Here is a 23,110-nt window from a genome sequence, read left to right on the forward strand (position 1 = left end):
TAAATGTTATTATATCATTCGTTTTTGATAATTTCTGCCGGATTGATGCGGGCTATCCTGTAAATGCGCCAACTGATGGTCAGCAGGATGACCATGGCGGCAACAAGCATTGGAATACTCCATAGCATCGGATGCCTGTAGTCGAACTTTATCATGCTGTCTGCCATAATCATCAGAAAGAGGCATATCGGTACGGCCAATATCATTGCCACCAGATAAAGCATTACATAGCTTTTGCCAAAGAGCCAATAAATATCGCTGATGTGGGCTCCATTGACTTTTCGGATGGCTACTTCTTTTTGTCGGCGTTCCGTATCTATCTGTATGGAATGGTAGATTCCCAAAATGGTAATTAGCAGTGATATGATGGCACAGACGATGAACAGATTTCGCAAGACATTCAAACCTTCTACCTGATTGTCATAAAGCGTTGTTGCTTCATATGTGGCATTTGCCGGATAATAAGGATTTATTTTCTCTTTTATTTCCTGCAGGGCTTGCTTGCGGTTCGCACCCTCTTTCAACTGTAAGATGATGTTGTCCGGTTCATATCCTTTTTCAAAAGGAAGTACTGTCAAATAAGAAGTCCCGTATTGGGGTTGAGGGAATACTTGGCACTGTCCCTTGATGGGGTATTCCAATTCTTCTCTGAACCGGATGGTTTGGAAACTGCTGTCACTTCTTATCTCAGTATCGATGGTAGGTGTGATATAAGCAAATTTTTCTCCCGGTTTGTGGTGCTTCTCTATTTTCATCTGGTTCAGATATTCTTCAGTCACTTGATGGACGATGACGTATTTCTTTCCTATATTCATCGTATTAAAACAGAATAAAGATAATGATTCGCACCAACTTTTAGCACGAAAGTAGTCACAAACTTCTGTTAGCTCCTTATTTAATTTGTTGTCATACGAGTAGGTGGGAATGATAATGAGGTTTTCCTTTTCGTCATCTGTTAATAGGGGAGTGGTGCTGCTGGAATAGCTTTGCATTTGCATATATATTCCTGCAATTCCGAAAAGGAAAAGAAAGGAAAAGAAGAATTGTGAACCCAGCGAGATATTGCGCAGCAGATGCTTCCCTCTGCCGGCTCGTCCGCTTAGCCCCTTGCGGTGTATATGGCGGATGATTCTGGTGACAGACACATAGCACAGAAGGAATGAGGCTCCCAAGATGAGAACCGTATATTTTAGTTCGCTTGCTAACAGAAAAGGAATGTCGATTTCCAATTCCCGCCGGATGTCATAGCTCAGGCTGTTGATGAAAGCCGGTAACAGGCTTTCGGACAAGGCAAGTGTAAGAATGCAACTGAAAGTCAGAATGATGAATTGCTCAATGAATAACAATCCGAAGATGTTGTTGCTCTTTCCTCCCAGGCATTGTCTGAGGGTTATTTCGCGTGTGCGGTTGACAAAAGAACTGATGCTGAATGAAAAATAATTAGTCAGTGCAACAATCAGGATAATCAATCCGATGATGCTGATATACAATTCCATACCCGCTCTGTGGGGGAGTTGGCTCATCAGATAGCATTGAGGTTCTGCTCGGTAGCCCTCCCAGTCAAGCAATGCCAACCGCTTGTTCACAGTCTCTATATCCGAAGGATTTCTGAGTAACAGTATTTTATCACCGTATGATTCAGGGGACGGGACAAATAAATCATACGAGGTGATGTAGTTATTCATGCCGGCCGGATAAGATTCTATGATGGCTCCTATGGTATAAACTTTTTTATTGATGGTGACGGAAGAACCGATGGTAGTGCCTGCATCGGCATATTTTCGGATGAAGTTTCTGGTCACGACAATGATGTCCGGTCGTTTGTCGAAGTCTTTCAGGCTTCCTTCAATGAGTTTTGGAGGGAAAACCAGAAAATAGTCATGGTTACAGAAAGTGGTAGAAACACGATAGACGGCATCCGATTGTGTTTCAAAATTAGTAGTTCCATTAGTGAAGAATGCCATTCCCAGTATCTCTTCGTTGCCCAATCCTTTTATCTTGTCAGGACTGAATCCTATGTACATGTTGGGATGGTTTTTACCCCGAATGACTGCCATGCGTTCATAGGTGTCCAAGAATTTATTACCTCGGCTCATGATGGTGCTATAATAATGGCAAACGCTGAAACATAGCAGCCCTGCCGTGATGCAAAGTATGGATATGATGCTCCTTACTTTCTGTTTGGTCATGTTGCGGAGGGTAATGGTCAAAAGATGTTTAATCATAAAAGCGGTTTTTTAAGTGTTTGTTCTTTATTGTAATATACAATAACTGTGCCTGAAATGTATTTGGTTGATAATAAGAGCTATACGGAATGCCTTAGTGTATGTTCATCGTGCGCTTTTGCACTATTCGTGTGCGATAGCGCACGATGAACGTTTCTTTTATTCCTTTTTTACGATATTTGCCGGGTTCAGGTGCATCATCTCATATATTTTGTAAGCCGTTACCAAGAATATCAGCAGGGCGATGGCAAGGAACAGTAGCATGCCTTTGTCCCAGCTATAAATATTCCCAAGAGTAGTGTCTGCGGCCAACTCTGCCAAAGTCAGTCTTAATATGGGATAGACGCAGCAAAAAGTGAGAACATAAATAATTAAGTAGGTTTTGCCGAACAACAGGGCGATGACCTTAGGTGTGGCTCCGTTTATTTTTCGAATGGCTACTTCCTTCTGCCGGCTGACCGTATCCATGGAGATGGCGGAATAAATGCTGAGTATCACCAGCAGCAGGCTGACAATGGCCAGCAACATGAATGCACTCCGCATCAGGTTTACAGTGCCCATGACGGTTTGCTTGGAGTCACTGAAATCGTGAATATCCAGTGGAAGTGTAGCAGGTACATAGCGGCGGCATATTTCCGTTATCTCTTTGATTACGTTTGAGGTAGCGTCGGAGCCGGAGGTCTTGAAGTAATAAGCGGAAGGATAGGGGTCTGCTAAAAATACGGAACCGGACAGATTGCGTTGTCCGCCTTCCTTATATAATGCACGGAAAGTACCGGCTATGCGATATTCATCTCCGCTCAGCGTGACGCTGCCTTCTATGCTGTCTTTTTGTAATTGTTCTTTAAACTGCTCGCTGACGTACACCGTTCCCCGGTCATTCTTGTCCACTAGTTTTCCTTCCATCGGAATCTTGAAGAACTCAAAATAGTGCGGATCTCCGGTAGCCATGAGCACTTGTCCTTGGGGTCGGCCGTTTTTGATGTAATTCATATAGGTGAATGCTTGGATGTCGAAGGAGCGGGAAAGGGATATCCGGTCCGTGATATCGGGCAGACGGTCGATATCCGAAAGAATGGCATCCATGTTCTGCCGCATACGAATGCTGTTTACCGACAGAGATACAATCTGTTTCTCTTCCTCAGAAGATAACGGGCTGTACATTTTGTCGAACATATCGTTAAAGATGAGTGTGATTCCGAATACGCCCCCTACAAAGAAAATGGAGATAGCCAATTGTACACTTATCATGATGTTGCGAAACACGTGCCGTTCCCGTTTTTGCACGATATAATGAATGATGCTCAATTGTCGCAACCGGTGAATGGGGTACAGTATGACGGACATACATACCAACAGCAACACCATGTACAGTCCCAGTTGCATGCCGTATATCTTTGGCATAGGCAGGGAAATCATGTCTTCTTGAGGTATATAGACATATGCCAAAGATACTACAACCTCTGTTATGATTAATGAAAGAAGGAAAGCAACGGACAGCATCCAGAATATTTCGGCAAAGAGCAGCGAGAACAGTCCCTTGATATTCGACCCAAGACATTTGCGCAGTGCCAGCTCACGTTGCCGGTTATAAAACATTTGGATGATGAATTTCAGGAAATTGATAAGTCCCGACAACAGGATAAGAGAACCGACAAAGCGGAAAAGCAGCATGGTGATGTTTCTTTGCAAATCATCATTGCGTGCCGCATTCAGGCTGGCGTATGCATGTACATTCAGTTCCCCACGCTGCCAAGTTGTTTGTTTCAGTTGCTTGTTCAGGTTTTCCAGAGTGGTTTCTCCCATGAGGAAAGTACCGACATTGAATGATGCATACGGATCCATGGATAAGGGAAAATAGCAATCGATGTCTTGGCCGGTAACTACACCGACAATCTTGTAATCCTTTATCTGTTCGGGATACTCTTTATACGTTGGCACGAGATGGATGATCATGCCTGTCGGGTCTTCTTTCCCAAACGCTTTGTGGGCGAACTCTTGGGAAATAATGACTTCATCGGGGGCATCGAGTTTTCCTTTTCCACTGACCGGACGGATGACCTTATAGGGGAAGAAGGAAGAGGAAACACATTGGTATTTGATGATGAAAGGCAGTTCTTGCTGGTTCTTGTCGATGACCGTGATTTCTGTATTGCGAGGAAAAGAAGCTGTTACAAGGCTGTCCATGCCTGTTATGGATTGTTCATCCAGATAACGGATGTCATCCAATTTCCAATAGATGTCGGCTGCGGTATCCTCCGAACAGCAGGCCAGGCTGATGCGATGCTCGTAATCCGGCAAATCTGTTTGTGCGGTTACAATATCAATAAAATAATTCGTCAGACAGAAACAGGTGATGCCTATTGCCAGACAGATAGCGGATATAAAGCTGTGAGCTTTGTATTTTAGCAGATTTCTTAAAGCTACTTTTAAATAATGTGTTATCATTGTTGAAGTCGTTTTTATTCGTTTTTAATAACTTCGGCAGGATTAGTCTTTGCAATCTTCAGAATACGGAAAATAATGGTCAGTATCGTAATGGCGGCTACTCCCATAAAGATAGAAGTCCAAAACAGTGGTCCGTCATTGAAGAACACAATATACATATTTTTCCATAGCTGGAACACGACGTAACAGATGGGGAAGGCTATGATGGCGGAAAATGCCAGCAGATAAATGTACATACGGGCAAACAACAGGATAATCTGTTTCAGTCCGGCACCGTTCACCTTGCGGATAGCCACTTCCTTTTGTCTGCGTTCTGTATCCAGAGTAATAGCTGAATAAACGCCCAATAAAGTGATAATCAGGCTGACAAAAGAGAAGAAGAAAATAATGCCTTTCATCTTGTTTTCTATGGCTTGTGTCTGATGTATGTCATCCAGCAAGGTGGAAATCCGGGGTTGTATGCTTGGAGGAAAACTTTCTTTCAATGTCTCTTCTATGAAGCTTTTTACTTCTTCCACACTGCCCGGTTTACACTTCAGATAGCAATGGCCCACATACTCATTGAAGTTGCAGGGCAGAAAGATGAATCCCTGACTTTGGTTATAGGTATCTGCTATGAAATCGGAACAAGTGCCGCATACGGTATATCCGTCTTCATAGTTGTATAAAGTCATTCCCAATAAATCTTTCTTCATGCGTTCCGTTAGTTTATGGTCTGCCACCATCTGTTCGTTTGTTTCCAAAGTATGTCCGCTCAGGATGGGGATATTCATAAACTCGAAGAAGTTGCTTGATATGTTCATAATGTTGACTTCTATATAGCTGTCCCGGTTTCCTTTTTCAGTATACATACCTGTACCCGAAATGCCACCCAGATAATTTATGTCTGCCGGCAGCTTGTCTGTAATGGAAGGATGGCGGCTGATACGTTCTATCAAGGCCAGTTTTTCGCTATTCTTCATAAAGCGGTAATCCAATGGAAGACTGATGATTTCGGATTTTTCTTTTTCTGTCAGTGTATGAAACAGGGTGCTTCCGGTCTTGTCGGCTTGCAGATAAAGAGCTGTTGTGAACACGACGAACAGCCAACAGATGAAAAACTGAATGCCCAAAAGGATATTACGTATGCTGTGGCGGCTTCGTTTGGGGTTGCTGCCGCGAATGCCTGTTTGTATGGAAATATGTTTTATTCGCCATACGGTTATCAGACACAATAATAAACACAGCAGGAGGATACCTGCCATATATTCTGTAGTCTGTGTCAGTAATAAGTTCCGTTCCACCAGCAAGGTGAAATTGAACAATGAAAAAGACAGGAACGGACTGAGCATTTCTATCATACTGAAGGTGAACAGAAAAGCAATCAATGAGATGAATACGGCCTGGGTAAAGAGCAGTCCGAACAATTGTCTGTCACCGCTTCCTGTCGCTTTGCGTATGCCGAACTCATGTGAGCGGTTCAGGTAACTGCCTGTCAGGAATTGGAAGAAGTTGAGCAAACCGGTCAGTAAAATCAGCAGGCCGATGACGGAGGTAATCCCGGCAAAATAAGGGGCGATGGATTTTTCGAGGAAATTCTTTCCAAAGGGAGAGGCTGTCACGTCATTCTCTTTCTTGAACATCGTATGTTTCAGGTTCATTGCCCGAAAGCGTGCCTCCAGCTGGGTAGGCGTTTTACTCGGACGGAGAAGGGCGAATCCCAAGCCGCCTGTCATATTATTATTACTTTCAAACTGCAATACACCTTCACTGTCGTTCAGGGTAAGCATATCAATTTGATGCAGGAAACTCAGACTGGTATTGAGTGGGATATCTTCTATCACGGCTTGTATGGTGTAGGAGATGCCTCCTGTGCGTGGCGTGGTGGAGGGTGAGGTGGACAATCGTTGTGCCAATATCATCCGTTTCCCTATCGGACTCTCATCATTGCCGAATATTTTCCGCGCAAGTGAGCGGGTCAGTATTACGGAATTTGGGGTATTCGAAGCCGTTTCCCATGAACCTTGCACTATTTGGGGAGTGAATACTTTGTTATAGGAAGAATCTACCTCCATGGTGTATAAGTCTTCGTAGGGCAACTCCTTTCCTTCGGGCGTTTCTACATTGTAACTGCGCGGACGGGGATAGCCAACGAAGGTGTAGTCTTCTGCTTCGTCAACTGGTGTTTGGCGCAGGCTCTCTATCAGATTGGCGGGAATACCCGAATAGATGTCGCCGTCCGGTGTATAGAGGTTTACATTGGCAATGCGTTCTTTATTGGTGAAGCATTGGTCGACAGAGTAGATGAACCGGCTGCAATAGAGGCAGATACTAAAGCATAAAATGCCTACAGATAACCCGAGAATGGATATCAGGTTCTGTGTCTTGTATTTTAACAGATGGCGAAAGGCCGTTTTTATATAGTGTTGAAGCATAGTCTTAATTTATGATTGATTATTCTGATTTTATGATTTTTGCAGGGTCTATGTTGGCGGCTTTGTGTATCTGCCATATCAGGGTTCCCAATGAAATAAGGAGGATTACCAATAAAGCAATGAAATAGATGCCGATGCCGACAGGAGCTTTCATGATGAATGTCCTCGTATAGATATGTATGAGATAATAGGAGAGAGGTACAGCTACTATAAATGCACCGCCTATCACCTTGATATATTTACGGAAAAGCAACAGATAAAGATCTTTCATGCCGGCTCCGTTCACTTTGCGGATAGCTATTTCGCGATAACGCTGCCGGATGTCGAACAGGGATAATCCGAACAGGCCTAGACAAGAGATAGCAATGGCTATCAAAGCAAAGACAGAGTAAATATGAGCCGTTTCTCTATCTTCGGAGTATAAGTCGCTGACTTCATCCGTAAGCCAGGAATGGTTGAACTCTTCCGTGTTGTATACTTCTTTTTCTATTTTTCTAAGGAGCTCCATCACTTCTTTCTCCTTACCGGGCTTGGTGGCTATTATGAAGTCACCGCTGACGTCTTCCTTTCCGACAACAAATGCCATCGGCTTTACTCCTTGGGTGAGATGGGCGGGATAATAGTCATCTATCACAGCTACCACGGGCATTAGTTTGGTTCCTCCCTCTTCCATTTCCCCATTTCTGAATGTTATCCAAAGCGGTGATTCGCTTCGTACAAAAGCATCCTCCATTCGGGCATATCCCATCGCTTTCATCGCCGCTTTATTCAGAATGATTTTATAGTCACTCCAGCTTTCAAACTTTTGCGGAATCTCTCCCTCCAGCACCTTCAAATCATATAAATGGAAAAAGTTGGGAGAAGGAAACAGCGTGAGCATATTCAGACGTGTATCTTTATCATTCAGCAATGTGCAGAAGGAACTTCCTCTTAATATGGAAGGACGTGAGTTCATCCACATCTCAATGTAGGGACATTCGTTCAGTTGTTGTTTGATATAACTATATCGGGCAGCACGCTTGTTTCGGTCGGTCTCTTCTTCTCGCACGAGATGATTGTTGTTCTCGTGGAATAATTCGGCCCTGAGGATGCCTTCCGTCCGATATCCGGGAGGGGTGGATAGTAAAAAGTTCAACTGTTTGCCAAAATAGAGCGACAAGACAAGCAGCAATATGGTGATGATGTATTGCAAAAACAGGAATGCCATGCGGATAGTGATGGATTGGCGATTCGATGCAATCGAACGGATGGACGCAATGGGAGACAGGTAATTGTATTTGATATACGGATAGACGGACGTAACCAAAGGCAATAAGACCAAGAAGCCCAATGATATCTGCCAATCGAATGCAGAGTAGCCGATTCGCTCACCCATCAGTTGGCTGACAGGAATCTGGCTGGCTTCCACCAACAGCCATGCCGTCAGCAATGCGACAACGGCCAGGAGTTGGTTTTCCAACCAGATTTGCAGAAATAGCGGCAAGCGTTGCAAGCCGAATACCTTTTTAACTCCATATTCTTTGGAACGTTTCATCATGAATACCATATATATATTGATGAAGTTCAATATCCCTACCAACAACAATAAGATGGCTACGCCCGAAAGAATATACAGATGTGTGTGATTCCCGAATTGCATGATGGAGTCGTAATCGTCATCATGCCCGATAGCGTTTTCCCAATAGAAGTCTTCCCAAGGAATGAATTTCCAACGTATGCTGTTGCCATTTTTGTCTTTCTTAAATACGTTGCTGACTTGGTTTATCTCGTCCAGGTCCACTCCGGGCAGCACACGCTTCAGCGATATATCCATTCGCTGCCATTGCTTTACCAAGTTGTATGACACGAGCATGTCAAACCGAAGTAAGGTCTTACATCCCGGTTCATCTATCACTCCGCGGATAATGACGTCTTTCCCATAATACTCCACGACTTTCCCTACCGGATTTTCTTTCCCAAACAGTCGGCGGGCATACTGCCGGGTGATGACAGCATCGTCGGGGGCTGTCAGTCGTGCCTCTCCCGTCAATACGGGGTAACGGAAAAAGTGAAAGAATGTAGAGTCGACGGCCATTATGTTCATTGCATAATGACTGTTCTTGTACTTTACATTGTCTTTTTGCTGTGCCTGCAAGCGGCATTGTTCTACGATTTTATTTTCCGGGATGTAGGCTGAATCTGTGTCCGACCAGCCTTCTTCCGGACTTCCGGGGTGAACGTTTCCGTCGATGTCCCGCAACGGGATGATAATGTGTTGCGGGTCGATGCAATGCGAGTCCACAGTCAGTTCCCGGTGGATATACCGCATCAGGACAATGCAGCAGGCCAGGCTGAACGCCAGTCCCAGGAGATTAATGATTGTATATGATTTTGAACGCATCAGAAAGCGTCCGGCATATTTCAGTGTTTTCATTTTGCGTGCTTTTATTTCAATATCAGTTCTTCTGCGTCGCCAAAGGTATCATATCCTGTGACAACTACCAATTCTCCGGGCTGTAATCCTTCTGTTATCTCGTACTGTTGTGGGTTTTGGCGTCCTATAGTCAAAGACACTTTGATGGCTTTGGTCTTCGAGGCATTTACTTTATAAACCCATTGCCCGCCGGTGACTTGATAGAAATTTCCGCGTGGAATGACGATGGCCTGTTCGGGTTGTCCCAACTCTATCTGTACCCTGAAACTCTTGCCAACACGAACATTGTCAGGCATTTCTCCGGTGAAAATAAGATCTACATCAAACATACGGTCTTTAACTTCTGGTACTACTTTTGTAATTTTTAATGGATAACGTTTCCCTTGGTAATTGATGGTGGCAGGCAGACCGGTAGTGATGCGGTCGATGTAATATTCGCTAAGCGAGGTGTGAATCTTATATTGGTCGAGCACTTTGATTTCGGCTATGCTTTCGCCCGATGCGACCTGTTGCCCCGGAGTTACTTTCACGAAACTGAGTTGTCCTGCAATCGGTGCTGTGACCACCAGATTATTCATCCGTTCCAGTGAACGCGTAAATTTCTTTTGTTCGCGTTCGAGGTCATTCTTCAGCAAATCCTTTCGGATGAGCGTCACAGCCGAATCGTGACGGAGACTTTCCATCTGAAGGGCACTGTTTTGCAGTTTATAATTATATTCGTCTTCCGAAACTTCCAGTTGGGCTTTGCTTTTAATACCCATCTTGTATTCTTCTTTGTCCAAAGCGAAACTTTTGGTCAGGCGGTTCATTTCATATTGCGTCTGCAGAGTCTGTTGTTTCAGCGTGAGGCTTTTTTGCTCCATCTCAATTTCCTTCTCTTTATAAGTGATTCGCTGTTTCTCCCATTCATCGCGTTGGTCCTCGATAGAGCGCAGCAAATCGGGATTGCTGAGCACAAGGATGGAATCTCCTTTCTCCATCATGGTTCCTTCTTCGCCGATGATGCGTTCCACGCTGCCGGCTTCGCGGGTATTTATCTTGATGGTCAGGATAGGTTGGACTAATCCTTCCACATCAACGTATTCCATGAATTTGTCATTCTTCACTTCAGCAATTTGTATATTGTCGGTTTCGATTCGCAATTTGCGGGGTCCGAATGACAGGCTGATGACATAAATCAGGAAGATAACAAAGGCTGTACCTCCCAGCAGATAATAACGATGGCGTATATACCACGGTTTCTTTTCAATTTTAATATCCATAGTTTTTATTTATTTGTTCGTTTCCGGTTCTTTCCGTATGCACGGCATGTTGGGTTTACTTGTATGGCAGGCTTTCCTCTATCGGGCAATGGTTTTGAAAATCGTATCCTGTCATGCTCCTTATTCCATAGTACAGACTCCAATATGTTTTCAGGGCGGTGATATAATCACGCCTTGCCCTGTCTTTTTCGGTAATGGAAGCATTGAGGTCTAGTATGGTGGATTTTCCGAGAATGTACAATCGCTTTGCCACTTCATGTCGCCTTTCGGCTGTCTTGTCGGTCTTGAAAGCGACGGCTACCCGATAGGCTTGCAAGTTGAATTGGCGCACCATCTTGCAGACGTTCAATTCAAAATCCTTTAGAGCCTGTTCTGCCTGTGTGTTTACCAAGTCGACGTTAGACCGGGCCACCCGTATTCGTCCTTTACCCCGTCCCCAATCCAGAATGGGCAGAGAGATGCCGATGCTGGCATATTGTTGCTTCAATGGGTCGCGGTAAGTATCGGCAAGTTTGTTTCCTGTCTGTGACAAACCGAACTGAACATATAGATCAGCCTTTAGTCCGGCATTGGCTTTGGCAGAAGCCAGTTCGCTGCGGCTTTCCATTTTCAGACGCTCGTATGTTTCAGGTTCGGGACTGTTCTTGAATGCCAGATGCAGTGCCTCCTGCATGGGAATCTCGAAATTGGGAATTTCATCATCGGGGATGACCCTCAAGTTGACTTCGCGGTTTATACCCAGAAAGGAACGTAAGGTTTGCATTTGATCTTCCACTTCGATGCGGGCATTCATTACATTGGTTTCTTCCGTGAGTTTGTTTATCTCGAGTTGGAGCATTTCATTTTCATTAATGGTGCCTATGTTATATCTTCCTTCGGCATATCTATACAGGGTGTCGGCCGATGCATGGTTGGAAGTGGCGATATCGAGATTGGTTTGTGCAGTTGCCAGATTGAAGAACAGGGTGCTGGTTTGGGAAGAGACTAATTCCAAGGCTTCGGAGTATGTCTTGCGTGCTTCACGATAGCGGATGGGTTCTATGCGGCGGTTCCATTTCAGGGAATTATAACCGAAAAGGGACTGCTCATAACCGACAACGATTGGTTGGGTATTGTAAGCCGTGAGGTCATTTTCAAATTCATCAATGCGTTGGGTAGTGGTCTTGATAAAGAAGCTGCCACCGGTGAACCACACATTCTGATTTATTTTCAAACTCAGATCTGTGCTCAGTTGGTTCTGTTTGACAAACTGGTTGGTGCCGTCCGGCTGGGTAATCTTATTGATTTCCCGGTTAAGGTTGGGGGATGAACTCAACGTAACGGACGGCAAATAGTTTGCACGGAAGAAGCGGTAGTTCCAGTAAGCAGCACGATAAGTGTGTCGTGCTGCTTGGGCTTGCGGCGAATGTTCCTGTGCGATTTCAATGGCCTGCTGCAGTGTGAGGCTGATTGTTTCTTCTTGTGCTGTGGCTGTTCCTGCAACCAATAGGATATAAAAAGCTAAAATATAATATCGTTTCATGTTATTTGTTTTATGCTTTCTAATTATCAAAATGCGTGCCATAATGCCATTTCTCTGTTTACCAAAGACTTGTATGTAGGCTCATGCTTATGGGCGCGTGCGCATTCGCACAAAAATAGTGCGGATACGCACATACAGCGCATCTTAAAAAGCCGTATCTTTGCTCTCGCAGGAAAAGATATTTCCTGCATGATAAAAGAGAGATAATGGAAAACAGAGGAAAAATACTTATCATAGATGATAATGAAGACGTGCTTTTTGCACTGAATCTTTTATTGGAGCCTTATGTGGAGAAGGTGAAAGTCACTACCCAACCGGCCCGTATCGATTTTTTTATGACTACCTTTCAGCCGGATGTCATTCTGCTCGATATGAATTTCCGCCGTGATGCCATCAGTGGGCAGGAAGGTTTTGATTGCCTGGAACAGATTTTGAAGTTAGACCCGCAGGCGATTGTATTGTTCATGACGGCTTATGCGGATACAGACAAAGCAGTAAGGGCTATCAAGGCGGGAGCGATTGATTTTATCCCTAAGCCTTGGGAAAAGGAAAAGTTATTGGCTACTTTATCTTCAGCCATTAAGTTGCGGGATTCACGTAAGGAGATAAAGCAACTGAAAGAGCAGGTGGTGGCATTGAGCGGACAAGATGAAACGGTCCCCAATATGATTGGCCATTCGGAGGCAATGCAGAATGTGTTTGACACCATCCGGAAGTTGTCGGATACAGATGCCAATATATTAATATTAGGTGAGAATGGAACGGGAAAGGACTTGGTGGCGCGTTCGCTCCGTCATTATTCTCCCCGCAGGGAGTCTCCTTTTATAACGATTGACTTGGGAAGCATTCCTGAAACCCTTTTTGAGAGCGAACTCTTCGGTTATGAGAAGGGGGCATTTACAGATGCTCGCAAGGCAAAGGCAGGACGCATGGAAGTGGCTTCGGGAGGGACTCTCTTTCTGGATGAAATAGGAAATCTTTCGCTGCCTATGCAATCCAAGCTGCTGACAGCGATAGAGAAGAGGCAGATTTCGCGTTTGGGCACTACAAGCACGATTCCTATTGATGTTCGTTTGATTAGTGCCACCAATGTAAACATTCACCGGATGGTGGAAGAGGGAAACTTCCGTCAGGATTTGCTTTATCGTATCAATACCATTGAGATTCATATACCTCCCTTGCGTGACAGAGGCGAGGATGTCCTTCTTTTGGCAGACTATTTTTTGCAACGTTACATTCATAAATACAAGAAAGAGATAAACGGGCTCAGCCGGGAGGCGAAGCAAAAGTTGATGCGCTATCATTGGCCGGGCAATGTACGCGAATTGCAGCATGCCATTGAACGTGCCGTGATTTTGTCGGATTCTTCTTTGTTGAAACCCGCTAACTTTATGTTGCAGCCACAGCCCGAAAAAAAGGTGGATACTGATGAAATCTTGAACTTGGAACAATTGGAGCGCCATGCCATTGAGCGTGCCATGAAACGAAGTGAGGGTAATTTGAGCCGTGCTGCCGAATATTTGGGTATAACGAGATACGCTCTTTATCGTAAATTAGAAAAGTTAGGGTTATGAATCGATTTCAAACACTCCGTATTGTGTTGCTCATGCTGTTATTGGCGGCAGCATCTGTTGCTGCCTATCTGTTTTTCCGGCATGAACTCTATTTCTGTTTACTATTTTCATTGTTGATTGTTCTAGGCATCATCTTGTATGTATGTCAATGGCAACAGAAAACAACTCTTATGGTAGCCCGCATGATAGAGGGTATCCGATATTCCGATTTTTCTTTGAGCTTTTCAGTCCGGCATAAGTCGCGTTCCGAGCAGTTGCTTGCCGAAGAAATAAACAAGGTAGTGTCTGAGTTTAGGACGAAGTTATCGGAAAAAGAAGAGCGTTATCAATATTACGAAACATTGCTCGACACCGTAGACAGTAGTTTATTGGTAGCAGACAGCAGTGGAATGGTACATTGGATGAACTGTGCGGCAGTTCATGATTTATGCGGTTATCCTATTCACTCATTGAATGAATTGTCTTCTCTCAATTCCTCTTTTCCTGTTATTATTACATCACTTCAACCGGGTGAAGTAAAGGCGGTTCGCATCTGTCGTGGAGATGTCATGCAGGAATTGGCAGTGACAGTCACCGAATATTCTTCTCAAGGAGTGGATTTACGTCTGATAAATCTGAAGAATATTCATTCTGTACTCGAAGAAAATGAGATAGAGGCCTGGCAGAAATTGATTCGTGTCCTGACTCACGAGATAATGAATTCTATTGCACCCATTATTTCATTAAGCGAAACATTGAGTGAGCGGGCTGTGCAGAATGGCATGAACGAGAAAGATTACGGTATTATGCTGCAAGGGATGCAGACCATTTATCGGAGAAGTAAAGGACTGCTCGGATTTGTAGAGAACTATCGGAAACTGTCCCGCTTGTCAATGCCTGTTCTGGCTCCGGTCAGAATGGAAGAATTACTGGATGATTTAAAGAAATTATTTCCCAGCCGGGATATACATTATATATATAGGACAGAGGATGCAGACAAAATATTGATGTTAGACCGTTCTCAAATAGAGCAAGTGCTTATTAACTTATTGAAGAATGCCGGTGAAGCTTGTATAGAGCAAGAAATTCCGGAGGTGATCATTGCTACTCATTATGAAATGGAAAAGCGAATATTTATGCTTACGGTCACTGATAATGGCAGTGGTATTCTTCCCGATGTACTGGATAAGATATTTGTTCCGTTCTTTACTACTAAACCGACAGGTTCCGGCATCGGGCTTAGCTTATGCAAACAAATAATGAATCTGCATGGAGGAAGTATTTCAGTTTCGAGCGAAATAGGGAAGGGTAGTTGTTTCTCCTTGAAATTTCTGTGTAAATGACAAACATTTTTTTTATCATTAATGATTTAATAATCAGTACTCTAAAAGAAAAGTATAAAAATGGGGAATAAAAAAGATGCGTAAAAGTTTGCAGATATAAAAATAAGTCGTACCTTTGCATCGCTTTTGAGAAACAAAGCAACACTAAAATACAGATTCGGGGTGTAGCGCAGTCCGGTTAGCGCACCTGCTTTGGGAGCAGGGGGTCGTGGGTTCGAATCCCGCTACCCCGACTGATGAGAATCAAGGAGTTACAGTAAAATGTAGCTCCTTTTTTTATTCTCCGAATGGGGCGGTTTACCTTTGGTTTAAACCGAAAGTGAAGGCTCAGTTGTAATTCTTGGGGGATTAACATTTGTTAATTCTCCTTTATGCATACACCTTTGCTAATCTATACAGAAAAAACCTCTTATCTACTACTCCACGAAATGAAGCCCTAAATGCTTTAATTTTTGCATTAAAAGCTTCCGCAGCAGCATTTGTGCTTCTGTTCACAAAGTAGTTTAATATCCGTTCGTAATGATTCTCAATGGAATTGGCAACAGTAGTGAATGTATCATAACCAAACTCCTCAATTTCATTATACCAAAGTGCCAGTTTGGCACGAGCCACATCTTTATCTGTATAGTCTGAAAATATCTTCCCTAATCGTAGTGCGTAATAGTACACGGATTTTATATCCGGGAATTGTTCAAAGAGTAGTTTGGCTCTTACCTTCTGGCTTTGCAGCCACTTGTCCGGAGCCTTAAACAGCAGGTACCGGCTTCTGGCCAACAACTGTCTGAGTGTATCTCCATTGCTAAACACTTTAGGTTCATAACTTTCCCCCTTGGCTTTAGCTTCCTTGATTTTCCTGTTCTCATCCTTCATTACTTGCCAGCGATAAGCGATCCGAAGGTCTTGTACAGCTTCATAAACCAACTTTGAGACATGGAAACGATCCACTACCTGCATAGCCCCGGGAAAACAACGTTTTGCTATTTTCTGCATACTGCCGGCCATATCAAGTGTAATTTCCTTTACTTGGTTGCGCTTATCGGCATCTATTTTGAGAAGCACATTGATAACATCCTCTGCTTTAGTTCCCTTTACAATAGCTACAATGGTGCCTTTTCGACCATGCTTATCCCGATTGGTAAGGATTGTATATAGTTCGCCTTTGCTTAAAGCCGTTTCATCAATACATAAATGATAACCTATATTTTTAGGATAAAGAATAAAGTCTTCAGCATGTTCCTTCTGATTCCAATTATTGAAATCACTTAAATGTTCTTTGTATTGAGTCTGGAGTTGCTTGCCATCCATACAGTAATGTTCTGCTACACTTTGGCAACTAACCGCATGATTGTCTAAGTAACGCTTTTAAAAAAGCTCCGAACTCAGCTGTTATGCGAGTACCGGAGGCTACTAAGTTCCAATCACGACTATAAGTTTGTCCTGTTTCCGGGTCTCCCCAACGACGCCGCTTGATGCGTAGATATACAGCCTTGCCGCGAACAGGAAAGTCTTGCACTTCTATTTCCGGGAAGAAACCTTTGGAATGTAGATGTAAATGGGAATGCTCTTGAGGAATGGAAGGCTTTTCCTCAAGAAAAAAAATGAAGCAAGTCTCTTGAGAGACATGGTTAACCAGGTCAAAATAGTCAAGCAGGCCTGCAGGAAAGAACAAGCTCAACATCTCCAGTGGAGTGGCAGGGGGTTGAAGGTTCTGTTTCATGCCACAAAGATAGTGTTTTTAACTAATTCCCCCAAGTTTTCAAACTGAGCCAAAGTGAAGGCGTTCGGGTTCAATAAAAAGGAGTTAATGAGTGTTGCTGCCAAGATTGCCGACAATCTAACCTTCGCAGATGATGTCTCCGATGAGGATGTAAAGCATAAACCTATACTTGCTGAGTACATTGAAACGGAGAGTGGAAAGAAGTCTAACAGCCTCCAACTTCTTGCAGCGTTGGCGATGTACAGAAAAACGAACTCTATTCTGATTGTAGCTAAATTGGATAGGCTGTCAAGAAATGTCTAAAGGATATAGGTTTCAGATTACACAAGTCAAGAGGTTACTTGTCAGAGCAGGGTTGATGTCGTGAAGTCGCTTTAATAGGCAGGACAAATTTAGAGCAAGGTCAATCTTATATACCTCAATCCGAATTTGTCCTACCTAAAAAACAGCCGGAGAAATAATGGCAGTCTTTATAAATAGACAAGCCAAGGCATTATTGTCATTATCAATAGCATTAAAAATAAAATATAGAGCAATATTTGTAGTATATGGTTCGGGCATTTCTTTTTAACAAAAGCCGATACTATATTTATGTGTAACAAAATATGAATGGTAAGCAGAATGACCAAAACAATTCCTGCCCACAAATGAATTTCGCCCCAATCATGCCTTCCCAAGCCCAACAATTGTGAACTCCATGGAGTAACACCTTGAAATTTGACAGCATGGCGAGAAGGAATGACTATTTCCAATATGAAGCCACTTATACTTACCAATGCCATTGCTATCAACATAACAAAGTCTATGACAATGTTAAGTAGCATTTTGTTCTTTATAAACATCATTCTTTATGATTGTTGTCCGTGACATTCATGATGGTGTTCATGGGATGAGCAGCCTACTCCCGAATCAGTAAGTTTCCCGTTTAAGTAGTCGGTAGCGACATCCAAAATATTACCGGAACACCCCCTTATAACTTTGATGTGGTGGGTTGTAAGTACATTTAAAGCACCTTGCCCCATATTCCCTGCCAACATGACGCTGACTCCCATGTTTTCTAATTCTCCTGCGATATTGGATTTACATCCGCATCCTTGTGGAGAAGGAATAGTCTCGCTGCTTAGAATCTGATTGTCTTGCCCTACTGTCAAGATTGTGTAATACTCACAGTGACCGAAATGGTTGTCAACTACATTCTCTTTTGTCGGAATTGCAATTTTCATCATAATCTCATTCTTATTAATGTTAATATTACTAATGCTTATGTCGTTGGAGTGGCAGATGGGACATTCCATTTTGCGAATTTTAAGTGTAGGATTGATATTATTGAATACCAAACCGCATACTCCGCAACGGAACCATTCACTATCAGTGTACGCTACTCCACCTTCTATCATTATAACAACACCACGAACCAGTGCTTGGGCAATCTTCTGACGCGCGCTGGTATATATTCGGCTAAGAGTCGGACGTGATACCCCCATTGAAACAGATGCCTCTTGTTGAGTCTTCATTTCATAATCACATAACCGTATTGCTTCATACTCTTCAAAATGCAAGAATATAGTATCCTTGCGACTACTGTTTGAAGCTATAGGTTTAAAGCCTGCAACAGAAGGCATGTTATTGACTTTACGGATGTTTTTTGGACGTGGTGACATTAAATATTTATTGTTTTCGACTGCAAAGATAATGAACAAATGTTCATAACGCAACAGTAAATCGTTTTTTAACACAACAGATAAAGAGTTATATATATCAAGAAAATAGCTCTCTTGCTGTTTCAATATGCAGGAAATTCAGTTAGATTTTGTACACAATGAAATCATTCGTCATTATAATGAAGTGGATGCATCAGGGGCTCCGGATTCACTTCAGAATGCACAGAAAAAGTTTTCTCTCTTTGTGATTATATGTTTCTATATGATGTCTTTCATCTATATTTTCTGTATTGTGCGAACCATCTTTTTGCCTATTTTGTTGCATTACCAGTATTAAACCTTAAAATTGAAAAGATATGGATAAGGAAGAAAAGAAGAAAAAGACGGAGCAAAAGGATGAACTGATGGAAAATGACCGGTGCTATCCTGTTGAACAAGTGTCCAATACCGGTGAACCCACCAAGAAGGAAGTGAAGGCGGCGGTAAAAGAATTGAATCCGGACCTGAACAGTCTGGGCAGTAGAGGATAATTTAAAACTGAAAAGAAAATGGATATAGCCGAAAAAATTGAAGATGCCAAGCAGTCGGACGCATTGTTGCTGATTGTATTCTATACAGACTGGTCGCCTCATTATGAATGGATTGAGCCGTTACTTCATGAATTTGAAACGCCGGTCAATATTATCAGAGTAAATATGGAGGGCGACAAGAAAGTGGCCGATGCCTATAACATAGAAACAGCTCCCGGTTTCGTACTTCAGCGAAAAGACAGAATACTGTGGAAAAAGACAGGAGAGGTGTTTCCCGGAGAATTGAAGGATGTGATTGAAATGTTCAAGAATTGATGCCCGAATATCAGTATAGGTTAAAAAAGTTCCGTTACTATGAAGTAGCGGGATTTTTTTTCTTGTAGGCGGTTTTGTACAATGAAAAACATATCGTACCTTTGCACGATAATTGATTAAAATTAAAGAATATATGTTCAGAAGTCATACTTGCGGAGAGTTGCGACTCTCCGATGCAGGCAAAAGTGTAACGTTGGCCGGCTGGGTACAGCGTGCACGTAAAATGGGAGGAATGACCTTCGTCGACCTTCGTGACCGTTATGGTATTACTCAGCTGGTGTTCAATACGGAAGTGAATGCCGAACTTTGTGAACGCGCTAACCATTTGGGGCGTGAATTTGTGATTCAGGTGACCGGTGAAGTGAATGAGCGTTCAAATAAGAATACGAATATTCCTACCGGCGAAATAGAAATTATCGTATCGGAACTGAACGTTCTTAACAGTGCACTTACTCCTCCTTTCACTATTGAAGACAATAGTGACGGTGGCGATGATATTCGCATGAAATACCGCTATCTGGATTTGCGACGCAGTTGTGTCCGTCAGAATTTGGAATTACGCCATAGAATGACGATGGAAGTACGCCGCTATTTGGACAGCAAAGGTTTTCTTGAGATAGAAACACCCATGTTGGTCGGTTCTACTCCTGAAGGGGCTCGTGACTTTGTGGTTCCTTCACGCATGAATCCGGGACAGTTCTATGCATTGCCTCAGTCACCGCAGACATTGAAACAGTTATTGATGGTATCAGGTATGGACCGTTATTTCCAGATTGTGAAATGTTTTCGTGATGAAGACCTTCGTGCCGACCGTCAGCCTGAGTTTACTCAGATAGACTGTGAGATGAGCTTTGTGGAGCAGGAAGATATCATTTCTACCTTTGAAGGAATGGCCAAACATTTATTCAAGGAATTGCGTGGTGTTGAGCTTACCGAGCCGTTTATCCGTATGCCGTGGGCAGATGCTATGAAATATTACGGTAGCGATAAACCTGATTTGCGTTTCGGAATGAAATTTGTGGAACTGATGGATATTCTGAAAGGCCACGGCTTTTCTGTATTCGATGATGCTGCATATATTGGTGGTATTTGTGCAGAGGGTGCTGCCGTTTATACCCGTAAACAGCTTGACCAGTTGACCGATTTCGTCAAGAGACCGCAAATTGGCGCAAAAGGTATGGTATATGCTCGCGTAGAAGCTGATGGAAATGTAAAATCAAGCGTAGATAAATTCTATTCACAAGAAGTGCTGCAGCAAATGAAAGAAGCTTTCGGAGCTAAGCCGGGTGATTTGATTCTGATTCTGAGTGGTGACGATGCCATGAAGACTCGTAAACAGTTGTGCGAACTTCGTTTGGAAATGGGACGTCAATTAGGTTTGCGTGATAAGAATAAGTATGCTTGTCTGTGGGTTATTGACTTCCCGATGTTTGAGTGGAGCGAAGAAGAAAACCGCTTGATGGCAATGCACCATCCGTTTACTCATCCGAAAGATGAAGATATTCCTTTGTTGGATACAGATCCGGCAGCCGTTCGTGCAGATGCATACGATATGGTTGTGAATGGTGTAGAAGTAGGAGGGGGATCTATTCGTATCCATGACTCTCAGTTGCAGGCCAAGATGTTCGAGATTCTGGGCTTTACACCCGAAAAGGCACAAGAGCAGTTTGGCTTCCTGATGAATGCATTTAAATATGGTGCTCCTCCTCATGGTGGTTTGGCATACGGTCTCGACCGTTGGGTATCTCTGTTTGCCGGCCTTGACAGTATCCGTGACTGCATTGCGTTCCCGAAGAATAACAGTGGGCGTGATGTGATGCTGGATGCTCCTGCTGCTTTGGATCAAAAACAGTTGGATGAGTTGAATCTGGTTATCGATATCAAAGAATAAAGTGATAGATACATAAAAGGGAGTGTGCCAAAACTACGGCCTATCCCATCGTCAGCTGTAGGGGCAGGGTTTGCCTGCCCGAAGGCGCAAAGCAAACTGTTTTTCGGGCGAGCGAAAACCTCGCCCCTACGACTAAATGATGGCATTATCCACGTTTTGACACAACTCCTTTTTTATATTGCCTTTCGATAAGTCTTACCAAGTTGTTCCCTGAAATACTCCGCTTTCATTGTAAGGGACCAAATAACCGTTCATGGTCAACGTATTTCCGGAGAAGTTCGGGTTGATGGTTACACTGGCCTGATTGGTACCACCGGTTAACACGATAGAGACTGTGGCTGATACGGCAATACCGTTAATGCCGTAGTTGTAATAAATATTGCCATCCTTGTCCTGGCGCATACTTATACCGTTTACGCTTCCTTGTACAGTGACACCGCCCAAACCGTTCGGGCTCCAGTTATACACAAAGTTAGTGAAGGCGGTCTGAATAATTCCTTGTCCGTCGTTTACCTCCACATAGTTGGTGTTTGAGGACACAAAACGCATAATACCGTTACGGAATACTACGTTATCAGCTTCCAAAACAAAGGAACCGTTTTTCAAGGCATCGATAGCTTTCATGAAAGACACGGAATCTTGCTGTGCTTCCAAGGCCTTCTTTTCCTGACGTTCTTTTTTCCATGCTTCGCGTTTGGCATCTTCTCTTTGTTTTCTGGTTTGTGCATTTGTTACTCCGCTGAAGCAAACAAGTAACAATGCTGCTAAGAATAATACTTTTTTCATAATTAAAGCTGTTTTGTTAATCAATATATCTTTTAGATAATCTGATAACAAAACAGCTTCAATCGCAATTTGTTTAACGAATATGTGAATTTATATAACGATAACGTTTCTACTGTTTTTCTACTTATTCATCTTTTAGTCAACAAATCGTTTGGTCAATTTGTCAAATTCGTCTATTCTGCGGTCTCTGAGGAATGGCCACCAGCGGCGAACTTCTTCGCTTCGTGTAATGTCTACCTCCGTTACTATATTTTCCTCTTTCATGTTGTCGGCTTGTGCCAGTATTTCACCTTGAGGACCTGCTACAAAGCTATTTCCCCAAAACCGGATTCCGTTTGTTTGTTTCGAAGGATCAGGCTCATGCCCTACGCGATTGACGGCTATTACAGGTAATCCGTTGGCTACGGCATGTCCTCGTTGGGAAATTACCCATGCTTCCAGTTGGCGAGCTTTTTCTTCCGGGGTATCTGTGCTTTCCCAACCGATAGCAGTGGGATAGATAAGAATTTCAGCACCTTTCAAGGTCATCAGACGCGCTCCTTCAGGATACCATTGATCCCAGCAAACTTGTACACCCAATTTTCCTATTGAAGTTTGAATAGGTTCGAAACCTAAATCCCCCGGAGTGAAATAGAATTTTTCATAATATGCCGGATCGTCCGGAATATGCATTTTTCTATACTTCCCGGCAATACTTCCGTCTTTATCGAATACAACGGCCGTGTTATGGTAAAGTCCCGGAGCACGTTTCTCAAATAAGGAAGTGACCAGTACGATACCATTGGCGGATGCAATTCCACTATAGAATTCGGTGGAAGGACCGGGAATCGTTTCTGCCAGGTCAAACAGAGAGGTATTTTCTGTCTGACAGAAATAAAGCGTATTGTGCAATTCCTGCAACACCACTAGCTCTGCGCCCTTGGATGCCACATCTTCTATACTGTGTTTCAGTTTATCCATGTTTTCAGCCGTATTGCCTGTACAAGACTGCTGAATGAGTCCTACTTTAATTGTTCTTCTCATATTATAT

At 43.2% G+C, this 23,110-nt stretch carries 17 protein-coding genes, 1 tRNA gene and 1 pseudogene; 7 read left to right on the top strand and 12 right to left on the bottom strand.

The window, feature by feature from the left end:
• Positions 1-14: 14 nt before the first annotated feature.
• The 6 genes from HMPREF1534_RS14005 to HMPREF1534_RS13980 form a co-directional block, all read right to left on the bottom strand.
• Positions 15-2,225 (bottom strand): ABC transporter permease, encoded by a 2,211-nt coding sequence (locus tag HMPREF1534_RS14005; protein WP_005937880.1) that lies wholly within the window; start codon positions 2,223-2,225, stop codon positions 15-17.
• 159 nt (positions 2,226-2,384) lie between these two features.
• Positions 2,385-4,673 (bottom strand): ABC transporter permease, encoded by a 2,289-nt coding sequence (locus tag HMPREF1534_RS14000; protein WP_005937883.1) that lies wholly within the window; start codon positions 4,671-4,673, stop codon positions 2,385-2,387.
• Positions 4,674-4,687: 14 nt separating this feature from the next.
• Entirely contained in the window at positions 4,688-7,087 is a 2,400-nt protein-coding gene (locus tag HMPREF1534_RS13995; RefSeq protein WP_005937886.1) for an ABC transporter permease, read from the bottom strand.
• A gap of 19 nt (positions 7,088-7,106) precedes the next feature.
• Entirely contained in the window at positions 7,107-9,500 is a 2,394-nt protein-coding gene (locus HMPREF1534_RS13990; protein WP_005937889.1) for an ABC transporter permease, read from the bottom strand.
• A gap of 11 nt (positions 9,501-9,511) precedes the next feature.
• Positions 9,512-10,762: an efflux RND transporter periplasmic adaptor subunit gene (locus HMPREF1534_RS13985; RefSeq protein ID WP_005937891.1), complete on the bottom strand. Its 1,251-nt coding sequence runs from the start codon at positions 10,760-10,762 to the stop codon at positions 9,512-9,514.
• A gap of 55 nt (positions 10,763-10,817) precedes the next feature.
• Positions 10,818-12,284 (bottom strand): TolC family protein, encoded by a 1,467-nt coding sequence (locus HMPREF1534_RS13980; protein ID WP_018452811.1) that lies wholly within the window; start codon positions 12,282-12,284, stop codon positions 10,818-10,820.
• Positions 12,285-12,490: 206 nt separating this feature from the next.
• Here HMPREF1534_RS13980 and HMPREF1534_RS13975 point away from each other — a divergent pair, with 206 nt between their 5' ends.
• The 3 genes from HMPREF1534_RS13975 to HMPREF1534_RS13965 all read left to right on the top strand — a co-directional run bounded on the left by HMPREF1534_RS13975 (position 12,491) and on the right by HMPREF1534_RS13965 (position 15,413).
• Positions 12,491-13,858: a sigma-54-dependent transcriptional regulator gene (locus HMPREF1534_RS13975; RefSeq protein WP_005937898.1), complete on the top strand. Its 1,368-nt coding sequence runs from the start codon at positions 12,491-12,493 to the stop codon at positions 13,856-13,858.
• The gene (locus HMPREF1534_RS13970; RefSeq protein WP_005937901.1) at positions 13,855-15,180 is read left to right on the top strand and encodes a sensor histidine kinase; all 1,326 of its coding nucleotides are present in this window, start codon (positions 13,855-13,857) and stop codon (positions 15,178-15,180) included. Before HMPREF1534_RS13975 ends, HMPREF1534_RS13970 begins: the two co-directional genes overlap by 4 nt.
• 158 nt (positions 15,181-15,338) lie before the next feature.
• Positions 15,339-15,413 (top strand) — tRNA-Pro (locus HMPREF1534_RS13965).
• Between the two features lie 136 nt (positions 15,414-15,549).
• Here HMPREF1534_RS13965 and HMPREF1534_RS13960 read toward each other — a convergent pair.
• Positions 15,550-16,485: an ISAon1 family transposase gene (locus HMPREF1534_RS13960; protein WP_004324600.1), complete on the bottom strand. Its 936-nt coding sequence runs from the start codon at positions 16,483-16,485 to the stop codon at positions 15,550-15,552.
• Between the two features lie 28 nt (positions 16,486-16,513).
• On the bottom strand, positions 16,514-16,897 hold the full coding sequence (locus HMPREF1534_RS13955; protein WP_005937912.1) for an ISAon1 family transposase N-terminal region protein: 384 nt from the start codon (positions 16,895-16,897) through the stop codon (positions 16,514-16,516).
• A gap of 87 nt (positions 16,898-16,984) precedes the next feature.
• Here HMPREF1534_RS13955 and HMPREF1534_RS13950 point away from each other — a divergent pair.
• A pseudogene (locus HMPREF1534_RS13950) lies at positions 16,985-17,197 on the top strand (recombinase family protein); the annotation flags it as partial.
• A 170-nt stretch (positions 17,198-17,367) separates the two neighbouring features.
• Here the strand turns inward: HMPREF1534_RS13950 and HMPREF1534_RS13945 are convergent.
• Together HMPREF1534_RS13945 and HMPREF1534_RS13940 are read right to left on the bottom strand one after the other, a co-directional pair.
• The gene (locus HMPREF1534_RS13945; protein WP_026231452.1) at positions 17,368-17,742 is read right to left on the bottom strand and encodes a DUF4405 domain-containing protein; all 375 of its coding nucleotides are present in this window, start codon (positions 17,740-17,742) and stop codon (positions 17,368-17,370) included.
• Between the two features lie 3 nt (positions 17,743-17,745).
• Positions 17,746-18,558, bottom strand: coding sequence for a DUF134 domain-containing protein (locus HMPREF1534_RS13940; protein WP_022507604.1), 813 nt, complete (start codon positions 18,556-18,558; stop codon positions 17,746-17,748).
• Between the two features lie 356 nt (positions 18,559-18,914).
• Between HMPREF1534_RS13940 and HMPREF1534_RS20650 the strand changes: the two genes are divergently transcribed.
• The 3 genes from HMPREF1534_RS20650 to aspS all read left to right on the top strand — a co-directional run bounded on the left by HMPREF1534_RS20650 (position 18,915) and on the right by aspS (position 21,294).
• Positions 18,915-19,088 (top strand): hypothetical protein, encoded by a 174-nt coding sequence (locus HMPREF1534_RS20650; RefSeq protein ID WP_005937925.1) that lies wholly within the window; start codon positions 18,915-18,917, stop codon positions 19,086-19,088.
• 18 nt (positions 19,089-19,106) lie between these two features.
• The gene (locus HMPREF1534_RS13930) at positions 19,107-19,403 is read left to right on the top strand and encodes a thioredoxin family protein (RefSeq protein WP_005937928.1); all 297 of its coding nucleotides are present in this window, start codon (positions 19,107-19,109) and stop codon (positions 19,401-19,403) included.
• A gap of 133 nt (positions 19,404-19,536) precedes the next feature.
• A complete protein-coding gene (aspS, locus tag HMPREF1534_RS13925) occupies positions 19,537-21,294 on the top strand; it encodes an aspartate--tRNA ligase (protein WP_005937931.1) in 1,758 nt (585 codons plus the stop codon).
• Between the two features lie 195 nt (positions 21,295-21,489).
• On the opposite strand, the gene HMPREF1534_RS13920 is transcribed toward aspS, so the two are convergent.
• Positions 21,490-22,080: a DUF4251 domain-containing protein gene (locus HMPREF1534_RS13920; RefSeq protein WP_005937934.1), complete on the bottom strand. Its 591-nt coding sequence runs from the start codon at positions 22,078-22,080 to the stop codon at positions 21,490-21,492.
• Positions 22,081-22,215: 135 nt separating this feature from the next.
• Positions 22,216-23,103 carry a carbon-nitrogen hydrolase gene (locus HMPREF1534_RS13915; RefSeq protein WP_025066960.1) on the bottom strand — a complete coding sequence of 296 codons (888 nt, stop codon included), beginning with the start codon at positions 23,101-23,103 and terminating at the stop codon, positions 22,216-22,218.
• Positions 23,104-23,110 lie beyond the last annotated feature (7 nt).

Source organism: Phocaeicola massiliensis B84634 = Timone 84634 = DSM 17679 = JCM 13223 (genome assembly GCF_000382445.1).
GTDB classification, from domain to species: domain Bacteria; phylum Bacteroidota; class Bacteroidia; order Bacteroidales; family Bacteroidaceae; genus Phocaeicola; species Phocaeicola massiliensis.